Source organism: Serratia sp. HRI (genome assembly GCF_010119335.3).
GTDB classification, from domain to species: domain Bacteria; phylum Pseudomonadota; class Gammaproteobacteria; order Enterobacterales; family Enterobacteriaceae; genus Serratia; species Serratia nevei.
In genome coordinates this window covers 4,155,781-4,174,777 of sequence record NZ_CP083690.1, presented here as the reverse complement: position 1 = coordinate 4,174,777, position 18,997 = coordinate 4,155,781, and the positions used below count along the sequence as shown (strand labels likewise).

Below are 18,997 nucleotides of genomic sequence, written 5' to 3'. Positions count from 1 at the left end.
CGGGCGCCTTTTTTATTATTTGCCGCGCCTCTCACCTCTGCGCTGGGAAGAAATAAATCTCAGCCCCTGTTGGCATGCCAAATCATAAAGCCTTACTTGCAGTTTGTATAAAAAGAAAACACGCTAAAAAACGAATACCTTAGTTTTTAGGGCGTACTTTCCATTATATCGGTAAAATTGAACGCACGTTATTGTGAAGAAGAATGTTCACTAGCGGCTAATGATAAGATGCATCCTTACTCTGAACCGACTTTTAAAAATAAAGGCTAGTTGCTCGAATCCGTTAAAAACGCTGTGATTTCCTCAGAAATAATCGGCGACGCATTATAGTAAGAATCAACACTTTCCACGACCACGATTTTCTTGTTATCTTCACTTGCAGTCCAACATGGAACCACCGCCAAAGTCCCTTCCACATAGGAAAATGAAGAGATAATGGTAAACAACGAATCCGAAATGATATCTAACTTTCTGCGGTCGATGTAGGCACCGATATCTAAGCTTCGCGTCAAAAACTCCGCAGACTGAGGGACATGAATATCTCCTCCTACTCTGACGATCTTGCCATCAACAGAAGGGACAATCCACAAATTGAACTCCCTTTCTGTAATCATCATAGGCGAAAGCAGATTACCCACAGAGTGGGAAAGATAATAATCTCTAAATACCCGATTAACGGCAGGGCACACCTCGAAGGGTGAGACTATCTCATTGATATTATAGCCATTTGTAAACTTTATGACCGTGTCGTACATGCGTTTATTTTCATCAAAAAAAATCACGCCACTCTCGATACTGTTCAAGTCGCCAATATTTTTGTTTCTAAACACATTGACACTGGTAAAGAAAGCCAGCTCATCCTGAAAGTAGGAAAAAATTTCTGCCGTATTTAGCAAAATGGAATCATAACTCACAAAAACAGATTTGTTTTTACCGTTAAGGAAAGAGGGAAAATTGATGGATTCATCATCTCCGCCGTTTTTCACTTCATAGGGTAGATCATGCTGTTCATAGAGTCTCGCGAGGTGAGGTATTTCAGATCTTTCGACGATGCGAACCATCTTTTCTTTTCTGCCGAACTCACCGCTGGAGGAAAGAATGAACTTTTCCCACATCCATTGCGACTGGGTACATAAACGGCTGAGGCGTTGGTTATTTTCATGAATGCGTCGCCACAGACAATGATTTCCAAATGAAGTTTTGAAGTCGTCATAATCTCTGTCATCAAGGAAGAAATCGACGGAAATTCCTTTTCTGGCGCAAGCCAGCGCCGTCATCGCCGCAGTTACCCCACCGCCACCCACAATTGCGATATTTTTATTTTTTTTCATGGATAACCTCATCCAGCCGTAATGAAATAATGACAATAGTTTCTTCAAGAAAACAGCACCAATGTCAATAGATACCAACAACAAACATTAATTAGCACATTAACTATTTCGCGATTAATCAGAGAATAAAACTATTAACATCGCTAAAATTTGATATAAACTCACACCATTACAGCATAAAAAACTATTTATATAGAATTATATACCAAAAACACAGCAATAGCCGCCCTTAACGACTGACAATTTTTTTTTCATGTAGACTGAATTTCATTAACAACAGCACACGAAATGCGCGACACAACTAGCACAAAACACCATTTAAAAAACTAAAATCAGTTTTTTAAAGAAATCTAACATTAAAATCATGGTATCAATCACCAGAAAAGGGGGGTATTTAACATCTATTTACACATGATGGCACAAGAGTTGAAAACGTATAATTTACATACAGTTATAACACAAGGATATTTATATGAATAAGTACATGCTGAACTCATTGCTGCTTGTCGGTGTTCCTTTGGCGATGACCACCATTACCAAGGCTGCCGCGGCGGACGGCACCATTAATTTCACCGGCAATGTCACCGATCAAACCTGCACCGTAGTCGCCGGCAGCGCCAACCAAACCATTCCGATGGGCAACATCAGCGCCAAAGCATTTAAAAGTGCTGGCGATACCGCCCTACCGACAAAGTTCAGTATTGCTTTAACCAGCTGCCCTGAAACGGTGACAAAAGCGTCGGTAAAATTCGACGGGACATATGCACAAGGCAACTCGACATTGTTGTCACTCAATTCAGAAAGCGGTGTGGCAACGGGTCTTGGCGTAGCCCTCTATGAGGCTGACGGCACCACGCAAATTCCTATGGCTTCGTTTTCTAATGCGCAGAGCGTGCAGAAAGACATCAACAACGTCTTTACCTATGTCGCTAAATATATGGCGACATCGGATAAGGTCACGGTCGGGCCGGCTAATGCCACGACACAATTTAGCATTTCATATAACTGATAAAAATAGCCTGTCAGGTCAGCAAATATGGCTGGCCTGACGGCAAAAAACATCAAGGACGCCATAATAATGAAGCTAAGTAAATATTCTTTGCTGGCAATAGTCTTTTTTTCATGCGGCGCATCGGCAAGCGTGACGCTAGCCGGTACACGTATCGTTTATGAAGAAGATAAAAAAGAGGCAAACATTTCCGTCACCAACCAGGATCACAATAGCCCGGTACTTATTCAAACTTGGGTAGAAAGTTTCTCGCCTGAAGATAAAAAAGAGGTTCCATTTGTTGTCACCCCGCCATTATTTAGACTGGAACCAGAACAGGATAATATCATCAGAGTCATTTATTCTGGAGGAAATCTGCCACAACATAAGGAATCGATATATTGGCTGAGCGTAAGATCAATACCCTCAACCAAAAAATCAAAAGAAAACAAGTTGCTCATTACCGTACAAAATAAAATAAAGCTATTTTATCGCCCCAAAACCCTATCAAGAGATGAAGCCATAGATGCCTACAAAAAAATTCATTTCTCATTGAAAGGAAAGACCTTAGAGGCAAAAAATCCGTCACCGTTTTACGTCTCCTTTTACTCAGTAAGCATTGATGGAAAAGAGGTAAAGGAGGTCGATATGATCGCGCCACAAAGCACGAAAAAATGGCTATTACCACAGGAAGCTCATGGTAAAGAAATAAAATGGCAAGCCATCAATGACTATGGGGGAGTGACCCGTGCGATAAGCGCACCATTATAGTATTTGCCAGGGGATGCGAAAATGACGATGAATAACAAGGCCACCAATAAAACATCGGTGCTGTTTTTTTGTGTTCTATCTTCACCTGCGGTTTTAGCTGAAGACTACTTTGAACCCTCAGCGCTGAACAGAGATTACCAGACCATAACTGACTTATCCCACTTTAATAGTGCGCGCAGTCAATTGCCTGGTGAGTATTGGGTTGATATCTATTTGAATAATGTATTTTTCGCTAATAAAAAAGTGTCTTTCTATTATGTGGATGGTACTTTGCAGCCCCGAATTTGTCACAGCGCTCTGGTTAACCTCGGTGTTCGCATGGACAAACTGGAAGTAAACAATGACACCGACCTTGCCTCAACGCCTATCAGCAAGATTATTCCCGGCAGTCAGGCCAAGTTTGATTTTAATCGACAACGATTGGATTTAAATATCCCGCAGGCTTATATCGAAAATCTTCCTCGAGACTGGGTTAACCCCGCACTTTGGGATGATGGCATTCGCGCATTTTTAATGGATTACAGTTTTAGTGGTACCGAGTCATGGAAAACGAAAAATAAAAAAGATAATGGAAATCAATATTTAAACTTGCGCAGTGGTTTTAACTATGATGCCTGGCGCTTCAGAAACTACTCTACCTATTCAAACCAAAGCAGTACTAAATGGAAAGGTATCAACACCTATGCCGAGCGCAGCTTTCGGGACAGCAAAAACACGCTGACCATTGGCGATAGTTCAACATCGGGCGACGTTTTTGACAGTTTTCAATTTCGCGGTCTGAAATTAGCAAGCGATCCCAGCATGTGGCCTGACAGCCAGAGAGGGTTTGCCCCAACGGTTAGAGGTATAGCGCAAAGCAATGCTGAGGTCACTATAAAACAAAATGGCTATATCATTTATCAAACACATGTACCTGCGGGAAGTTTTGAAATAACGGATATCTACCCCACCACCTCCAGCGGTGGGCTGCATGTGATCATCAAAGAAGCCGATGGCTCAGAAAGGAGTTTCTTCCAGCCTTTTTCCTCTGTCCCCATCATGCTCAGGGAGAACATGATAAGAAATGAATTCACAATGGGGGAATATCGCTCTGCGCGAAGCGCTAACCAAAAGTATAAGTTTCTACAGGCATCGACGATTTATGGCCTTAAAGATGATAAAACACTCTATGGTGGCGCCATTATTTCGGAAAAGCACCAGGGAATTTCTGCCGGCATTGGCAGCAGCCTGGGGCATTTCGGCTCCGTCTCTGCCGATGTCACTCACACCAAAAGCCGATTAGCCACAGGGCAAGATCGTAAAGGACAACAATACCGTATCCAGTACGCAAAAAATATTGAAGCAACGGGTACCAACTTTACGCTGGCCGGCTATCAATACTCGACGTCTGGCTACTTAAGTTTCTCGCAGCTCAGTGATATGAATGCCAACATTGAAAGAAACTGGCTGGCGCGCGGCGTGAAAAAAAATCGGCTGGTTCTCAATATTAATCAGCCTATCCGTGATTTCGGCAGTCTATACATCAATGGTTACCAACAAAACTATTGGCACAGCGATGCCGTTGAACGAAATTTTCTCATGGGATTTTCCACGAACCAATCTGGAGTGAGTTACAATATTGGATTGGGCTACAACAGCGGCCGCTATACGGACAAGCCCGACAAGATCGCCACGCTTAACGTCCAGATTCCGTTAAGCAAAGGGCAATCAAACAGCTGGATGAATTATACCTCGAGCAAGAGCAGCAAAGGCAAACTCAATCAGCAATTAGGGCTAAGCGGTACCGCACTGGAAAATAACCAGCTCAGTTATAACGTCTCTGCAGCTCAAAGCGGTACTCGTGACGGCTATTCTGGCAACAGTTCGGCTTATTATCGCAGTAGATATGGTGAAATAGGTGCCGGATACAGCTTTGATAAAGATGTGCAGCGAATAAACTACAGTTTACGAGGCGGCGCCGTGGTTCATCGAAACGGCATTACACTATCCCAATCGCTGGGTGACACTATTGCTTTAGTCGAAGTGCCAAATGCAGACAATGTTGAAATCATCAACAGTACCGGTGTCACCACAGATTCGCGAGGCTATGCCGTGGTGCCTTATATCAACAGTTATCATAAGAATCGAATTAATTTAAACCCGCAGTCCTTTGATGACTCAGTAGAAATAGAGAACAATAGCCAAACCGTCATCCCGACGAAAGGCGCCATTGTTGTCGCCAACTTTGCATCTAACATAGGAAACCGAATTATTTTCAAAGTACATCATCGTGGGACGGAAATTCCTTTCGGCGCCGTTGCCACATTGCGCGGCGACCCAGCGAAATCAGGTATCGTCGGCAATAATAACGCGGTCTATATGAGCGGCATGCCAGACGCTGGAACAATAACATTGCGTTGGGGAGCGGGAGGAAGCTGCCAGGGAAGTTACAGTATAGAGCCTAACGATTCTGCCTCAAGAGTTAAGCAGATTAGCTTGCAATGTGAATAAGATAAACACGACAAATCACTATCGCTTGCTTTATTAAATTTTTAGAGCATGGTAGCCCGTAATAAGCAGATTAATAAATCATTTTCGAGAGAATAATCGCCAAAGGACATCAGCATGACGACATCAAGGCTAATCACAGCCGCACATATCGCCAAAACAGTAAGCATTCTGATCTTATTATTTTCCTGTTCAGCCAGGGGAGATGGTGATTGCCGTGCAATATGGCACAATCCACTGCGCATCGAGCAATCCGGCATTACCGTCACGGCTGGCGCCAAAATAGGCGATCTTATCGGCCAGGGAGAATCTTACTTTTCAGTAAAATTACTGGAAAATAACACGGGATTCTCCTTGGGTGAGCGAGGCGACTTGGTTATGCAGCCCTTCTCCGATCTGACTGCGACAGATTTAAAGTACAATGGCATCACTGTCTATCAAACGAGTTGGAAGGGCGTCGGCATTGCCATGTCGCTTAATGACAAACCGGGCCTCATCGAGTTCTATGGTCCCCGCGAGACGCCTGTCGGCTATATCCTGGGCGCTAACTTTAAACATTATCTGATCAAGACAGGCGATATACAGCCTGGCACCATGCCCTCGTTTGCGCCTTTCTTTTTCAACTATACCTGCTTAAGAGCCTCAAATGCCAGGAGATTGGGCCACGTTTATTATCCTGCCGTCAATATTGCCGTCGAGGGCTGTCGCCTGAACACACCCTCGAAACAGGTTATTTTAGACAAGGTTAATCGGCGGGTATTTTCCGGTCCTGGCAGCGTGGCCGGGAATACTCCCTTCAACATCGCTCTGGAGTGTAATGCCAACACAAAAGTTGATTTGGAAATACGCGGGGAAACGGTTAATGGCCTTCATCAAGTCTTGGCGATTACCCCCTCCAAAGAGTCCGCCACCGGCGTGGGCCTACAGATTCTGCACAACGGCGTTCCCTTTGAACTGGGCTCCGCGGCCAACGTATTAAACGAAACATTAATAGGGATAAATGAAATCCCACTCAGTGCGCAATATTACCAAACTGAAGAGAAAATCACGCCGGGAGAAGTCAATGGCATCGCTCATTTCACCGTCTCATATCGCTGATTTTAGTATTGTTATGACGTGCCAAGACGAAACCGGACAGAATAGCGGCAACGTCTAGCGAGGGTATCAAGGAAAAATTTTGCGTAAAAGTAGCGGACAAAGGCAACTAAAAGGATATAAAGCAAAAAGCCGACCCTAAGGTCGGCTTTTTAAATGGTGGTGGAGCTAGACGGGATCGAACCGTCGACCTCTTGCATGCCATGCAAGCGCTCTCCCAGCTGAGCTATAGCCCCACAAAAGTGGTACGCGTTGACCGGCGTTACGGTATCCCCAACCTTGCTGAGAAGAAGGTTGGTGGAGCTAGACGGGATCGAACCGTCGACCTCTTGCATGCCATGCAAGCGCTCTCCCAGCTGAGCTATAGCCCCGTTCCACAATCACTTTGTGCTGTGAACGGGGCGCATAATATGAAACCCGCTCAAAGCTGTCAACGGCTAAATTGAATTCCTGAATCAAGCGTTGAAAAAGCCGCCAAATCAGCATGTTTGGCGCCAAAAAATCATCACTTTGTGCAGAGTTCATCCATTTTGCGCGCTACATCTCAAAATGGCAAAAGACCCTGTATATCACGTTGATTTTTAATTAACGGAATGTTAGCGAAATGCGCTTGAGTCGGGCTCCCGAGCGGCATAGACTGCCCGCGCCATAAACTTTATTACTATAAACCGAGTCCGTCATGTCTTTGCATTCACCAAAAGAAATCGCCGCCCTCGCCGTTCAGGCCGGGGCAAACAAAAGCCGCGCCCCTCTCGCTAATCTGCTGATTCTGGGCTTTCTCGCCGGCGCCTTTATCGCCACCGGCTTTCTGCTGGATATTCACGTCATCGGCACCCTGCCGGCCGAATGGGGCTCTTTCGGCGCCCTGTTGGGTGCCGCGGTGTTCCCTATCGGCCTGATCCTGACCATTCTGGCCGGCGGCGAACTGCTGACCGGCAACATGATGACCTTGCCGATGGCCTGGTTCGCCCGTGAAATCCCCGCCATCGCCGTGCTGCGTAACTGGTTTTGGGTCACCCTGGCCAACCTGGCCGGCAGCCTGGCCGTCGCCTACTTCTTCGGCCATTTGCTGGGTCTGACCGAAGGCGCGTTCTTGCATAAGACGCTGGCGATCGCGCAGGCCAAAGTGGATGCGGACTTCCTGCACGCCTTCATTTCCGGCGTCGGCTGCAACTGGCTGGTGTGCCTGGCGGTGTGGTTAGCCTTCGCCAGCAAGGATGTACCGGGCAAAGTGATCGGCATGTGGTTCCCGGTCATGGCTTTTGTCGCCATCGGCTTCCAGCACGTCGTGGCGAATATGTTCATCATCCCGGCGGCCATCTTTGCCGGCGGCATGGGCTGGGAGCAGTATCTGCCCAATTTCGTCGCGGTATTTCTCGGCAACGCGCTGGGAGGCGCCGGCTTTGTCGGGCTGATGTATTTCCTCGCCTACCGCCCGGGGCTGCCGGCTAGCGAGCAAGCCTGACGCACCGCCATGAAAAAAGCCCCGGGATCGCTCCACGGGGCTTTTTCTTTAAGGCGTAACAGCGAATCAGGCTTGCGCTTCGCGCTCGGCAATGTAAGCCAGCGCCATGTCGATGCGCTGCAGTGAACGCTTCTGGCCGATCGCATGCACGGTCACGTCCATACCCGGCGACTGGCCGGCGCCGGTCACCGCGACGCGCAGCGGCATGCCGACTTTACCCATGCCGACACCCAGCTCATCCGCCGTGCCCTGAATGGCGTCGTGCACGTTTTCCGGCGTCCAGACGGTGATGGCGGCCAGCTTGGCGCGCACCGCTTCCAGCGGCTGACGCGCCACCGGGCGCAGGTGCTTCTTGGCCGCGTCGGCGTCGAACTCGCTGAAATCTTCGTAGAAGTAACGGCAAGACTCCGCCATCTCTTTCAGCGTCTTGCAGCGCTCGCCCAGCAGCTTGACGATGTCCTTCAGTTCCGGCCCGTTGCGGGTTTCAATGCCCAGTTGCTCAACGTGCCATGCCAGATGCACCGCCACTTCTTCCGCCGGCATATGGTTGATGTAGTGGTGGTTCAGCCACTGCAGCTTCTCGGTGTTGAACGCGCTGGCAGATTTGTTGATCGCTTCCAGCGTGAAGAACTCTTTCATCTCGTCGATGGAGAAGATCTCCTGATCGCCGTGGGACCAGCCCAGACGCACCAGGTAGTTCAGCAGCGCCTGCGGCAGATAGCCGTCGTCGCGGTACTGCATCACGCCCACGGCGCCGTGACGCTTGGACAGCTTTTTACCGTCGTCGCCGAGGATCATCGACACGTGCGCGTATTCCGGCACCGGCGCGCCCAGCGCTTTGAGAATGTTGATCTGGCGCGGGGTGTTGTTGATGTGGTCTTCGCCGCGGATCACATGGGTGATTTCCATGTCCCAGTCATCGACGACGACGCAGAAGTTATAGGTTGGCGAACCATCGGTGCGGCGGATGATCAGATCGTCCAGCTCCTGGTTGCTGAATTCGATCGGGCCGCGAATTTTGTCGTCGAAAATCACCGAGCCTTCCTGCGGGTTGCGGAAGCGCACCACGTGCGGCTCGTCGTCGGTGTGGCTGCACTGGCTGTCGCGGCAGTGGCCGTCGTAACGCGGCTTCTCGCCGTTTTCCATCTGCTTCTCGCGCAGCGCTTCCAGACGTTCCTTGGAGCAATAGCATTTATAGGCCGTGCCCTGCTCCAGCATCTCGTCGATGACCGCGTTGTAACGATCGAAACGCTTGGTCTGGAAATACGGGCCTTCATCCCAATCCAGGTTCAACCAGTTCATGCCATCCATAATTGCGTCGATCGCGTCCTGGGTGGAGCGTTCCAGATCGGTATCTTCGATACGCAGAACGAACTCACCGCCCGCATGGCGGCTGAACAACCAGGAATAAAGTGCGGTACGCGCGCCGCCGACGTGAAGATAGCCGGTCGGGCTCGGTGCAAAACGGGTTTTGATTTTCATTGGGTTCACTGCCTTATTACGCAACGCGTGTCGGCGATGGCCGACGATTGCTCGGAATTGAAAAAAGAGTGGACGACATTGTATCACCACGCGCTAATTCCTCAACGCCGACACGATATTGCACCGGTCGATTTCGCGCGTTTTGCGGCGAGTTTCGCATAGCGTTGCGCAAAGAATCGGCGCCGTTGGCGATAATTATCGCGCCCTGCCTAAATTTGCGGCGAACGATTGAAATCATTTTAAAAACCGTTGACTCACTTTGAACTATCCCTATAATGCGACTCCAACAAGACGGGGCGATTAGCTCAGTTGGTAGAGCATCTCCTTTACACGGAGGGGGTCGGCGGTTCGAGCCCGTCATCGCCCACCATCTTGTTGAGTAAAAATGAGAACGAATGAGGGTGATTAGCTCAGTTGGTAGAGCATCTCCTTTACACGGAGGGGGTCGGCGGTTCGAGCCCGTCATCACCCACCATCATTCTCTCGTTTAGCAGTACCTGGAAGTCCTGAAGTGGGTGATTAGCTCAGTTGGTAGAGCATCTCCTTTACACGGAGGGGGTCGGCGGTTCGAGCCCGTCATCACCCACCACTTCTGCGGGTCGTTAGCTCAGTTGGTAGAGCAGTTGACTTTTAATCAATTGGTCGCAGGTTCGAATCCTGCACGACCCACCAATTCAGAGAAAAGCGCCTTTTGGCGCTTTTTTCGTTTCTGCCGTTCCCCCCCCCTCTTCTTCTTTATCCAGCCACCGCGTGCTGAGATACGAATGGTTATCATTTTGCCGGCTTGAATGGTAAATTAGCGGGCATCCACCACGCAGCCAATCCGCCGCCGGATTGATACGCCTTAGTTCAAGGAAAGAAAGAGCCCTCTCATGACCCTATCCTTACGCCAGCTGTTCTTTGCATTTATCGCCACTTCCAGCCTGCTGCTCAGCGGCTGCGGTCCGGACGACAAGAGCGACGGGCAGAAACCGTCCGCCCCCGCTGCCGACAGCAGTTGGCCGCGCACCATCGACAGCGCCAAAGGGAAGTTCACGCTGGAAAAACCGCCGCAGCGCATCGTGTCCACCAGCGTCACCATCACCGGCACGCTGCTGGCTATCGACGCCCCGGTGGTCGCCAGCGGCGCCACCAGCCCGAACCCTCTGGTGGCCGATAAACAAGGCTTCTTTACCCAGTGGAGCGAGGTAGCCAAACAGCGCCACGTCGAACGGCTGTATCAGGTGGAGCCCAATGCCGAGGCCGTCGCCGCCGCCGCGCCGGATTTGATCGTCGTCGCCGCGACCGGCGGTGATTCGGCGTTGAAACTGTATGACCAGCTGTCGGCCATTGCGCCGACGCTGGTGCTCGATTATGGCGACAAAAGCTGGCAACAGCTGGCCAGCGAGCTCGGCAAGATCACCGGCCATGAAGCCGGCGCCAAACAGGCGGAAGATCGTTTCGAACAGCGCGTGGAGCAAGTGAAGCAGGCGATCGCGCTGCCGCCGCAGCCGACCACCCCGCTGGTGTATGCCGACAACGGCCGCGAGGCCATGCTGTGGACGCCGGGGTCAGCCCAGGGCAAGCTGCTGACCCAGCTCGGCTTCCAACTGGCCACCCCGCCGGAAAGCGCCAAAGGCAATGCCAGCATGGGTAAACGCCATGACATCATCCAGATCTCCGGCGAAAAAATGGCCGAGGGTCTGAACGGCAAAACGCTGATCCTGTTCGCCACCAACGAGCGTAAAGTGCAAGAGGTGCTGACCAACCCGTTCCTCAAACATCTGGAGCCGGTGGAACAGCGGCACGTCTACGCCGTCGGCAACGACACTTTCCGTCTCGATTACTACAGCGCCACCAACATGCTGAACCAAATCGAACGGCTGTTCAAAAAGCCCTGAACCACGCCGTCGGCGGGCCAACCTCCTGCCGACGTTTGCCATAAACAGGGCAACCGTTCACATTCAATCAATTGAAATATCAATAGTTATTAACATCGTCAACGCACCTGCGCCACCAACCGGCGGGTGCATGCGGGCGTAAACTCGTGCTACTATTAGCGCCCGCATGAACGCAAATAACAATGAGAATAAAAATCATACAGGAGTTACCGGTGTGAACGTACCCACTCCGACTGAGCGGACGCTTTCGTCCGCACCGCACGCAGCTTACGCCAGTGGCTTCAAACGCATCGCCGGGTTCGGTATCGGCACGGCGCTGTTGCTGCTGTGCATCATTGCCAGCCTGATGCTGGGTTCCAAAGCCATCCCCTTCCATACCGTCTGGCTCAGCCTGCAAGGCGCCGCGAGCGGTTCCGACAGCACCATCATTCTCAACGCCCGGGTACCCCGCACGCTGGCGGGCATCTTGGCCGGCATGGCGCTCGGCGCCGCCGGCGCGCTGATTCAGGCGTTGACGCGCAATCCGCTGGCCGATCCCGGCGTGCTAGGCATCAACGCCGGCGCCAGCTTCGCCGTGGTCATCGGCATCATGTTTTTCGGCGCGGCCACCACCGAAAGCTATATGGCCTACGCCTTCGTCGGTGCCGCCCTCACCACCCTGCTGGTCTACCTGATCGGCACGCTGGCGGGCGGACGTATCAACCCGGTGCGGCTGACGCTGGCCGGCGTGGCGATCGGCGCGGTGTTGCTCGGCATCACCACCGGGCTGTCGCTGATCGATCCGCAAACCTTCGACCAACTGCGCTTCTGGCAGGCCGGTACGCTGGATATCCGCACGCTGTCCACGCTGCCGGTTACCGCCCCCGCCATTTTGCTCGGCTGCCTGCTGACGCTGCTCATCGCCCGGCCGCTGAATACCATCGGCATGGGGGAAGACCTGGCTATCGCGCTCGGCGCACGCGTGGTGTTGACTCAGGTCGTCGCGGTGATCGCCATCACGCTGCTGTGCGGTGCGGCGACCGCCACCGTCGGCCCAATCAGTTTCATCGGCCTGATGGTGCCGCATATCGCCCGCTGGTGGGTCGGCCCCGACCAGCGCTGGATCCTGCCCTACTCCATGCTGCTGGCGCCGATTTTACTGCTGTGCGCCGACGTGGTCGGCCGTTTGCTGGCGGCCGGTGAGCTGCGCGTTTCCATCGTGGCGGCCTTCATCGGCGCGCCGGTGCTGATCTGGCTGGTGCGCCGCAAGAAAACGCTGGGGGGGCTGTGATGAGTCTGCCCCACACATTGCATATCGGCCGCCCGGACGGCGTCATCAACGGGCGCATGCCGCTGCGCCTGCTGTTGGTCAATATTTCACTGCTGGCGTTGTGCCTGGCGATGGCTGTTGCCGCGCTGTGCTACGGCACGCTGCAGCTTTCTCTGGAACAGGTCTTTGCCGCGCTCAGCGGCGAGGCGCCGAAAAATCTGGTCACCGTGGTCACCCAATGGCGCTTGCCGCGTATCGCCATGGCGCTGCTGTTAGGCGGCGCACTCGGCATGAGCGGCGCCATCTTCCAGTCGATTATCCGCAACCCGCTCGGCAGCCCGGACGTGATTGGCTTTAACATGGGGGCTTACACCGGCGCGCTGATCGCCATCACCCTGTTCAACGGCGGCTATTACTACATCGCCGGCGGTGCGCTGGCCGGCGGCATTCTCTCCGCGCTGGCTATCTATCTGCTGGCCTGGCGGCAAGGCATCGCCGGCTTCCGGCTGATCATCGTCGGCATCGCCATCAGCGCGGTGCTGGTCTCTACCAATACCTGGCTGATCATCACCGCCTCGCTGGAGCGCGCCATGGACGCCGCCATGTGGCAGGCCGGTTCACTCAACGGCATGACCTGGCAGAAAGCCCAGCCCGCCACGGCGTTCATCGTGCTGGCGGCCGCGGCCGCGCTGCTGATGGGCAAACGGCTGCAGCTGCTGGAAATGGGCGACGACACGGCGCGCGCGCTGGGCGTGAACGCCGAAGGCAGCCGGCTGTGGCTGATGCTGTTCGGCGTCACCCTCACCGCCGCCGTCACCGCCACCGCCGGGCCGATTTCCTTTATCGCGCTGGCGGCGCCGCAGATCGCCCGCCGCCTGGCCGGACAATCCTCGGTCACCCTGACGTCCTCGGCGCTGATGGGCGCGACGCTGCTGCTCGGCGCCGACGTGGTGTCCCAACATCTTTTTGCGCCGATCCAACTGCCGGTCGGGGTCGTGACCGTCTGCATCGGCGGCCTGTACCTGATTTGGCTGCTCATCCGTGAGGCCCGCCGATAATGAAAAGTGATAACGCCATGAGCCACCGCCTGCACGCCTCGCACCTGAAGCTGGGCTACGACAATAAAATCATCGCTGACGATCTGAGCGTGGCGATCCCCGACGGCGCCTTCACGGTGATCGTCGGGCCGAACGCCTGCGGCAAATCGACGCTGCTGCGCGCCCTGTGCCGTCTGCTGAAACCCAGCGCCGGCGAGGTGATGCTGGACGGCAAAAACATCAGCAGTTTCGCCACCAAAGCGCTGGCGCGCGAGCTTGGCCTGCTGCCGCAAACCTCGATCGCACCGGACAGCATTACCGTGGCAGACCTGGTGTCGCGCGGCCGCTATCCGCACCAGAGCCTGCTGAAACAGTGGACGCAGGCCGACAAACAGGCGGTGGAAGCCGCCATGGCGGCCACCAACGTCAGCCAACTGGCGGATCGAAGCGTCGACGAGCTGTCCGGCGGGCAGCGTCAGCGCGTCTGGGTAGCGATGGCGTTGGCGCAGCAAACGCCGCTGCTGCTGCTGGATGAACCGACGACGTATCTGGACATCGCGCACCAGATCGAGCTGCTGGATCTGTTCCGCCAGCTCAACCGCGAGCGCGGTCAAACCTTGATCGCGGTGCTGCACGATCTCAACCACGCCTGCCGCTATGCCGATCACATCATCGCCATGCGCGACGGCAAGATCGTGGCGGAAGGGAAACCGGCGGAGATCATCACCGCCGAACTGGTCGAGCGGGTGTTCGGCATGCCGTGCATGATCATCGACGATCCGCTGTCCCACACGCCGCTGGTGATCCCGCGCGGCCGCTACCACTGCGACGTGCCGCAGGCATGAAAAAGGCCGGGTTAACCCGGCCTTTTCGTTACCTCTCCAGCGACACCTGTTTGAAGATGTGTTTGCCGAACGGGTCGATTTCGTAGCCTTTCACTTCCTTGCGCACCGGTTCGAAGATGGTCGAGTGCGCGATCATCAGCGCCGGCATCTGATCGTGCATCATCACCTGCGCCTGCTGGTACATCGCCACCCGCTTGGCGTGATCGTTCTCCTCGCGCGCCTGCAGGATCAGCTGGTCGAACGGTTTGTAGCACCATTTCGCCGAGTTGGAGCCGCCGAGCGAAGCGCAGGTGAACAGCGGGCCGAAGAAGTTGTCCGGATCGCCGTTGGCGGTGGTCCAGCCCATCAACGCCGTCTGGTGCTCGCCGTTTTTAATCCGCTGTAAATACTCGCCCCACTCGAAGGTGACGATTTTGGCGCGCACGCCGATTTTAGCCCAGTCGGCCTGGATCATCTCCGCCATGCGCTTGGCGTTGGGGTTGTAGGGCCGCTGCACCGGCATCGCCCACAGATCGATGTCGAACCCCTGCCCCAGCCCGGCTTCCTGCAACAGCTGCTTCGCCCGCTCCGGCGAATACGGGTAGTCTTCAAGCTGCGCGTTGCTGCCCCACTGGGTCGGCGGCAGCAGGTTCTTGGCAGGCTGGCCGGCGCCGTGGAACACCGCCTCGATGATCGCCGGCTTGTTGACCGCCAGCGCCAACGCCTGGCGCACCTTGACGTTATCCAACGGTTTTTTCTGGGTATTGAACGCCAGGAAGCCGATATTCAAGCCGGATTTTTCCATCACCTGAAGGTTGCCGTCCTGCCGCATGCGCGCCAGATCCGCCGGGTTGGGGAACGGCATCACCTGGCACTCGTTCTTTTGCAGCTTGGCGTAACGCACCGTCGCATCCGGCGTGATCGAAAACACCAGCCGGTCGATCTTCGGTTTGCCTTCCCAGTAGCGGTCGAACGCCTTGTAGAGGATTTTCGCGTCCTTCTGGTACTGCACCAGCTGGAACGGCCCGGTGCCTATCGGATCGTTGTCCACCCGCTGCGGCGTACCGGCCTTCAGCATCGCGTCGGCATATTCCGCCGAAAAAATAGTGGCGAAGTACATGCCCAGATCGGCGACGAACGGCGCCTCGGCGCGGGAGAGCTCAAAGCGCACGGTGTGATCGTCCACCTTGACGATCCGGTCGATCAGCGTGCCGAACTCCATCGACTCGAAGTTGGTGTAGGCGCCGTTGGAGACCTTGTGATACGGGTTGTTGGCATCCTTTTGCCGCATAAACGAGAAGATGACGTCATCGGCATTGAAATCGCGGGTGGGCGTGAAATATTTATTGCTCTGGAATGCCACCCCTTTGCGCAGGTGGAAGGTATAGCGCTTGCCGTCCTCGCTCACTTCCCAGCTTTCCGCCAGGCTGGGTTGCAGCTCGACGGTGCCGGGTTTGAAGTCCACCAGCCGGTTGTAAATCGCCGCCGAGCTGGCGTCCACCGTGGTGCCGGAGGTGAACAGCTGCGGGTTGAAGCCTTCCGGCGAGCCTTCGGAACAGTAGACCAGCGTATTGGCCCGCGCGCCACCGGCTATCGCCAACGCCAGCAGCCCGATCGTTATTGCTTTTCTTTTCATTGCGCTATCCCCAGTGGTGAAAAAACAGCCCAACGGATAGCAATAAATCATGCAGTTAGCGAAGTAAAGGACAAAATCTGCGCATAAAAACGGGCAGGCGCGCAAGCGGCCTGCCCCGGTGAAACCGCGCGATGATGAAATTAAATCATCTGGCTGAAGTTCATCTGCGCCATCAGCTTATAGTTGTCGGCATAGTCGACCGGAATGGCCACCACCACCGGCCCCTGGATCGCCATCGCCTTGCGCAGCATCGGCCGCAGATCGTCCACCGACTGCACGGCGAAACCGACCGCGCCGTAGGATTCCGCGTAAGCCTTGAAGTCAATCGGCCCAAACTCCACGCCGGATTTGCGCTGGTATTTGTTCACTTCCTGCATTTCCACCATGTTGTAGGCGTTATCGACCCAGATGACGTGCACGATGTTGTTTTTCAGCCGCACCGCGGTCTCCAGTTCCATGCTCGACTGCATGAATCCGCCGTCGCCGGAGATAGACACCACTTTATCGCCGGGGCGCACCAGCGCCGCGCCGATGGCCCACGGCAGCGCGACCCCCATGGTTTGCTGGCCGTTGGAGATCAACAGCTGGCGGGCGCGGAAGCTGTACAGGTAGCGGGCGATCCAGATATGGAAACTGCCCATGTCCACACACAGGGTTACATCGTCGCTGACGATGTCCTGCAGCTCCTTGACGATACGCAGCGGGTGGATCGGCATGCCGCCGCGGCGGGCGGCGCGCTCCGCCAGTTCAGTGCGCTGGCGGCCGAGATCGGTGAGGATCAGCTCCACCTCCGGCGGCACGCAGACCGCCTCAGTGAACGTTTCGGTCATCATGTTCAGCGTGGCGCTGATGTTGCCCACCAGCTCGACGTCCGGCCGATAGCAGGTATCGATATCCGCCGGCAGCACGTCGATGTGCACCAGTTTCAGCCGCCCGTGGCTGTTCCACATGCAGGGATCGTATTCGATCGGATCATAGCCGACGCTCACCACCAGGTCGGCCTTCTGCAACAGCTGATCGGCCGGCTGGTTGTTGAACAGGCCGACACGGCCGGCGAAACGGGCGAAGTGGTTGACGTCGATCACTCCCGCCGCCTGATAGGTGCCGACCACCGGCATATGGGTGCGGTACAGCAGATGGCGCACCGCTTCGCTGTTCTCCGGCCGGCTGGCCTGCAGGCCGAGCAGCAATACCGGGCATTTGGCCTGGCGGATCAGTTTCACCGCCGCCTGAATGTCGTCCGCCGCCGCGGCCCCCATGCGCGGCAAGCGACAGCCGGCCAGCACCGGCGCGCTGACCGGTTCATTGACGATATCCATCGGCAGGCTGACGAACGATGCCCCCGGCCGGCCGAACTCGGCGCGGCGAAAGGCGTTGGCGATCACCTCGGAAATCGCCGAACCGGCATGCACTTCGGCGCAATACTTGGTCACCGGCCGGAACATGCTGACGGTATCCATGCTCTGGTGCGTCTGCTTCAGGCTGTCGGCGCGCTTCACCGCCCCGCCGAAGGCCACCACTGCGTCCCCTTCCGAAGTGGCGGTGGCCAGCCCGGTGATCAGGTTGGAGCTGCCCGGCCCGGAGGTGACCAGCGCCACCCCGGCCTTGCCGGTCAGGCGGCCGACCGCCGCCGCCATAAAGGCCGCGTTGGCCTCATGCCGCACCACCACCGTTTCAATCGATGGCGCGTCCTCCAGCGAATCGAACACCCGGTCGATCTTGGCGCCCGGAATGCCGAAAACGTGTTTGACGCCCTGCGCTTCCAGGTTTTTCACCACCAAGTCGGCGCCGCATTGCCAGTCATTGCCTGTTTTTTCCTGTGCCATGGTTCCACCTCCTAAGAAAACGATCGCCGGGATTAGCCCTCGGCGGAACGAATCGCGCGATCCAAATCCTCTGGACAGAGGTTGGCGCGCAAGAAATCCGCATCATGCGGCAACTGAAGATTGAGACGGGTGATGACGCCGAACTGCAGGCGGCCATGATCGAGCTGGTAATCCAGCACGTGGCCGCCGCCGCTGCGGTCGTCGGTAACGAAGTGTTCGTGATAGCCGGCCACGCCGATGCCCTGCATGTAATCGGGCGAGCGGAAGCCGACCAGCGTGCCGCGCCGCTGATGGAACGAGAAGGTCGGCTGCTCTTCTATCGCTTCCAGCATTGGGCGGTAAGGCCGTTCCTGACGCGGCACGGTACGGGTTTCCACGTGGCTGAACTCGCCGTCGACCCGCACCGCGCAAAACAGGTTCGGCGAGGCGACCTGCTCGTCGATGCACTGGTGCAGCTGCGCCTTGGTGATTGGCCGGTCGAATTGCTGGCTGACGCTGGGCTGGAAAAAGGTGACGACGGCGAAGGGGGTTTTCTGTTGCAGGCCGGCCGGCCGGGCGCTGCCGTCGGCGCGCAGCTGGTGTATTTCCTGATCGAAAGCGATCAGTTCGCCGTCCAGATGATTGAAGGTACCAAGGCCGAAATCGCCGTGCTTGAGCAGCTCGGCAATGGTGGTCTCCCCCTCGTAAACCCCGTCGATGAGCGCGCTCATCAGCGAGATTTGATAGATTTCGCCCTCCCCGGCATTGATCGACTGCCTGGCAAAACCCTGCGCCAAATGGCGCGCACAGGAACACCCGTGTTTTTCGTTCATGACTGACTCCTCCACCAGCGCGGGATCGCGGTTCCGCGCGTTCAAAAGGCCCACCGACGGTGAGCCAAGATGCCCCCAAGGCGCGTTCATCAGTTGGAACGATTCAGCCTAAGG

At 55.0% G+C, this 18,997-nt stretch carries 14 protein-coding genes and 6 tRNA genes; 13 read left to right on the top strand and 7 right to left on the bottom strand.

Annotated elements, in window-relative coordinates; translation table 11 throughout:
- Positions 1-266: 266 nt before the first annotated feature.
- Positions 267-1,331: an FAD-dependent oxidoreductase gene (locus GF111_RS19980; protein ID WP_047730146.1), complete on the bottom strand. Its 1,065-nt coding sequence runs from the start codon at positions 1,329-1,331 to the stop codon at positions 267-269.
- 472 nt (positions 1,332-1,803) lie between these two features.
- Here GF111_RS19980 and GF111_RS19975 point away from each other — a divergent pair, with 472 nt between their 5' ends.
- The 4 genes from GF111_RS19975 (at position 1,804) to GF111_RS19960 (ending at position 6,675) form a co-directional block, all read left to right on the top strand.
- Positions 1,804-2,340, top strand: coding sequence for a fimbrial protein (locus GF111_RS19975; RefSeq protein ID WP_033648118.1), 537 nt, complete (start codon positions 1,804-1,806; stop codon positions 2,338-2,340).
- Positions 2,341-2,367: 27 nt separating this feature from the next.
- Positions 2,368-3,090 (top strand): molecular chaperone, encoded by a 723-nt coding sequence (locus GF111_RS19970; RefSeq protein ID WP_053056854.1) that lies wholly within the window; start codon positions 2,368-2,370, stop codon positions 3,088-3,090.
- Between the two features lie 21 nt (positions 3,091-3,111).
- The gene (locus GF111_RS19965) at positions 3,112-5,580 is read left to right on the top strand and encodes a fimbria/pilus outer membrane usher protein (protein ID WP_053056853.1); all 2,469 of its coding nucleotides are present in this window, start codon (positions 3,112-3,114) and stop codon (positions 5,578-5,580) included.
- Positions 5,581-5,694: 114 nt separating this feature from the next.
- Entirely contained in the window at positions 5,695-6,675 is a 981-nt protein-coding gene (locus GF111_RS19960; RefSeq protein ID WP_047730145.1) for a fimbrial protein, read from the top strand.
- Positions 6,676-6,832: 157 nt separating this feature from the next.
- Here GF111_RS19960 and GF111_RS19955 read toward each other — a convergent pair.
- Both GF111_RS19955 and GF111_RS19950 read right to left on the bottom strand, forming a co-directional pair.
- A tRNA-Ala gene (locus GF111_RS19955) sits at positions 6,833-6,908 on the bottom strand.
- A 59-nt stretch (positions 6,909-6,967) separates the two neighbouring features.
- Positions 6,968-7,043, bottom strand: a tRNA-Ala gene (locus tag GF111_RS19950).
- A 308-nt stretch (positions 7,044-7,351) separates the two neighbouring features.
- On the opposite strand from GF111_RS19950, the gene GF111_RS19945 reads away from it, so the two are divergent.
- Positions 7,352-8,137 (top strand): formate/nitrite transporter family protein, encoded by a 786-nt coding sequence (locus GF111_RS19945; RefSeq protein WP_048234506.1) that lies wholly within the window; start codon positions 7,352-7,354, stop codon positions 8,135-8,137.
- A 66-nt stretch (positions 8,138-8,203) separates the two neighbouring features.
- Here GF111_RS19945 and gltX read toward each other — a convergent pair whose 3' ends face one another.
- Positions 8,204-9,619 carry a glutamate--tRNA ligase gene (gene gltX, locus GF111_RS19940; RefSeq protein ID WP_033643946.1) on the bottom strand — a complete coding sequence of 472 codons (1,416 nt, stop codon included), beginning with the start codon at positions 9,617-9,619 and terminating at the stop codon, positions 8,204-8,206.
- 294 nt (positions 9,620-9,913) lie between these two features.
- Here gltX and GF111_RS19935 point away from each other — a divergent pair.
- The 8 genes from GF111_RS19935 to GF111_RS19900 all read left to right on the top strand — a co-directional run bounded on the left by GF111_RS19935 (position 9,914) and on the right by GF111_RS19900 (position 14,630).
- Positions 9,914-9,989, top strand: a tRNA-Val gene (locus GF111_RS19935).
- 29 nt (positions 9,990-10,018) lie between these two features.
- Positions 10,019-10,094, top strand: a tRNA-Val gene (locus GF111_RS19930).
- A 38-nt stretch (positions 10,095-10,132) separates the two neighbouring features.
- Positions 10,133-10,208, top strand: a tRNA-Val gene (locus GF111_RS19925).
- 7 nt (positions 10,209-10,215) lie between these two features.
- Positions 10,216-10,291, top strand: a tRNA-Lys gene (locus GF111_RS19920).
- A 200-nt stretch (positions 10,292-10,491) separates the two neighbouring features.
- The gene (gene fepB / locus GF111_RS19915; RefSeq protein WP_038876589.1) at positions 10,492-11,499 is read left to right on the top strand and encodes a Fe2+-enterobactin ABC transporter substrate-binding protein; all 1,008 of its coding nucleotides are present in this window, start codon (positions 10,492-10,494) and stop codon (positions 11,497-11,499) included.
- A 214-nt stretch (positions 11,500-11,713) separates the two neighbouring features.
- On the top strand, positions 11,714-12,769 hold the full coding sequence (gene fepD / locus GF111_RS19910; RefSeq protein WP_038876591.1) for a Fe(3+)-siderophore ABC transporter permease: 1,056 nt from the start codon (positions 11,714-11,716) through the stop codon (positions 12,767-12,769).
- A complete protein-coding gene (gene fepG / locus GF111_RS19905) occupies positions 12,769-13,806 on the top strand; it encodes an iron-enterobactin ABC transporter permease (RefSeq protein ID WP_038876593.1) in 1,038 nt (345 codons plus the stop codon). The genes fepD and fepG overlap by 1 nt, the downstream gene beginning before the upstream one ends.
- A 17-nt stretch (positions 13,807-13,823) precedes the next feature.
- Positions 13,824-14,630, top strand: coding sequence for an ABC transporter ATP-binding protein (locus GF111_RS19900; RefSeq protein WP_147191378.1), 807 nt, complete (start codon positions 13,824-13,826; stop codon positions 14,628-14,630).
- A gap of 28 nt (positions 14,631-14,658) precedes the next feature.
- On the opposite strand, the gene GF111_RS19895 is transcribed toward GF111_RS19900, so the two are convergent.
- The 3 genes from GF111_RS19895 to budA form a co-directional block, all read right to left on the bottom strand.
- Complete coding sequence (locus tag GF111_RS19895; protein WP_047730142.1) at positions 14,659-16,245, bottom strand: ABC transporter substrate-binding protein; 1,587 nt, start codon at positions 16,243-16,245, stop codon at positions 14,659-14,661.
- Positions 16,246-16,385: 140 nt separating this feature from the next.
- On the bottom strand, positions 16,386-18,071 hold the full coding sequence (alsS, locus tag GF111_RS19890) for an acetolactate synthase AlsS (RefSeq protein ID WP_147191375.1): 1,686 nt from the start codon (positions 18,069-18,071) through the stop codon (positions 16,386-16,388).
- 32 nt (positions 18,072-18,103) lie between these two features.
- Entirely contained in the window at positions 18,104-18,883 is a 780-nt protein-coding gene (gene budA / locus GF111_RS19885) for an acetolactate decarboxylase (protein WP_033643951.1), read from the bottom strand.
- Positions 18,884-18,997 lie beyond the last annotated feature (114 nt).

Excerpts from the sequence above, each read along its gene's own strand:
- GF111_RS19980 (WP_047730146.1), bottom strand. The coding sequence starts at position 1,331 with ATGAAAAAAAATAAAAATATCGCAATTGTGGGTGGCGGTGGGGTAACT.
- GF111_RS19975 (WP_033648118.1), top strand. The coding sequence starts at position 1,804 with ATGAATAAGTACATGCTGAACTCATTGCTGCTTGTCGGTGTTCCTTTG.
- GF111_RS19970 (WP_053056854.1), top strand. The coding sequence starts at position 2,368 with ATGGCTGGCCTGACGGCAAAAAACATCAAGGACGCCATAATAATGAAG.
- GF111_RS19965 (WP_053056853.1), top strand. The coding sequence starts at position 3,112 with ATGACGATGAATAACAAGGCCACCAATAAAACATCGGTGCTGTTTTTT.
- GF111_RS19960 (WP_047730145.1), top strand. The coding sequence starts at position 5,695 with ATGACGACATCAAGGCTAATCACAGCCGCACATATCGCCAAAACAGTA.
- GF111_RS19945 (WP_048234506.1), top strand. The coding sequence starts at position 7,352 with ATGTCTTTGCATTCACCAAAAGAAATCGCCGCCCTCGCCGTTCAGGCC.
- gltX (WP_033643946.1), bottom strand. The coding sequence starts at position 9,619 with ATGAAAATCAAAACCCGTTTTGCACCGAGCCCGACCGGCTATCTTCAC.
- fepB (WP_038876589.1), top strand. The coding sequence starts at position 10,492 with ATGACCCTATCCTTACGCCAGCTGTTCTTTGCATTTATCGCCACTTCC.
- fepG (WP_038876593.1), top strand. The coding sequence starts at position 12,769 with ATGAGTCTGCCCCACACATTGCATATCGGCCGCCCGGACGGCGTCATC.
- GF111_RS19900 (WP_147191378.1), top strand. The coding sequence starts at position 13,824 with ATGAGCCACCGCCTGCACGCCTCGCACCTGAAGCTGGGCTACGACAAT.
- GF111_RS19895 (WP_047730142.1), bottom strand. The coding sequence starts at position 16,245 with ATGAAAAGAAAAGCAATAACGATCGGGCTGCTGGCGTTGGCGATAGCC.
- alsS (WP_147191375.1), bottom strand. The coding sequence starts at position 18,071 with ATGGCACAGGAAAAAACAGGCAATGACTGGCAATGCGGCGCCGACTTG.
- budA (WP_033643951.1), bottom strand. The coding sequence starts at position 18,883 with ATGAACGAAAAACACGGGTGTTCCTGTGCGCGCCATTTGGCGCAGGGT.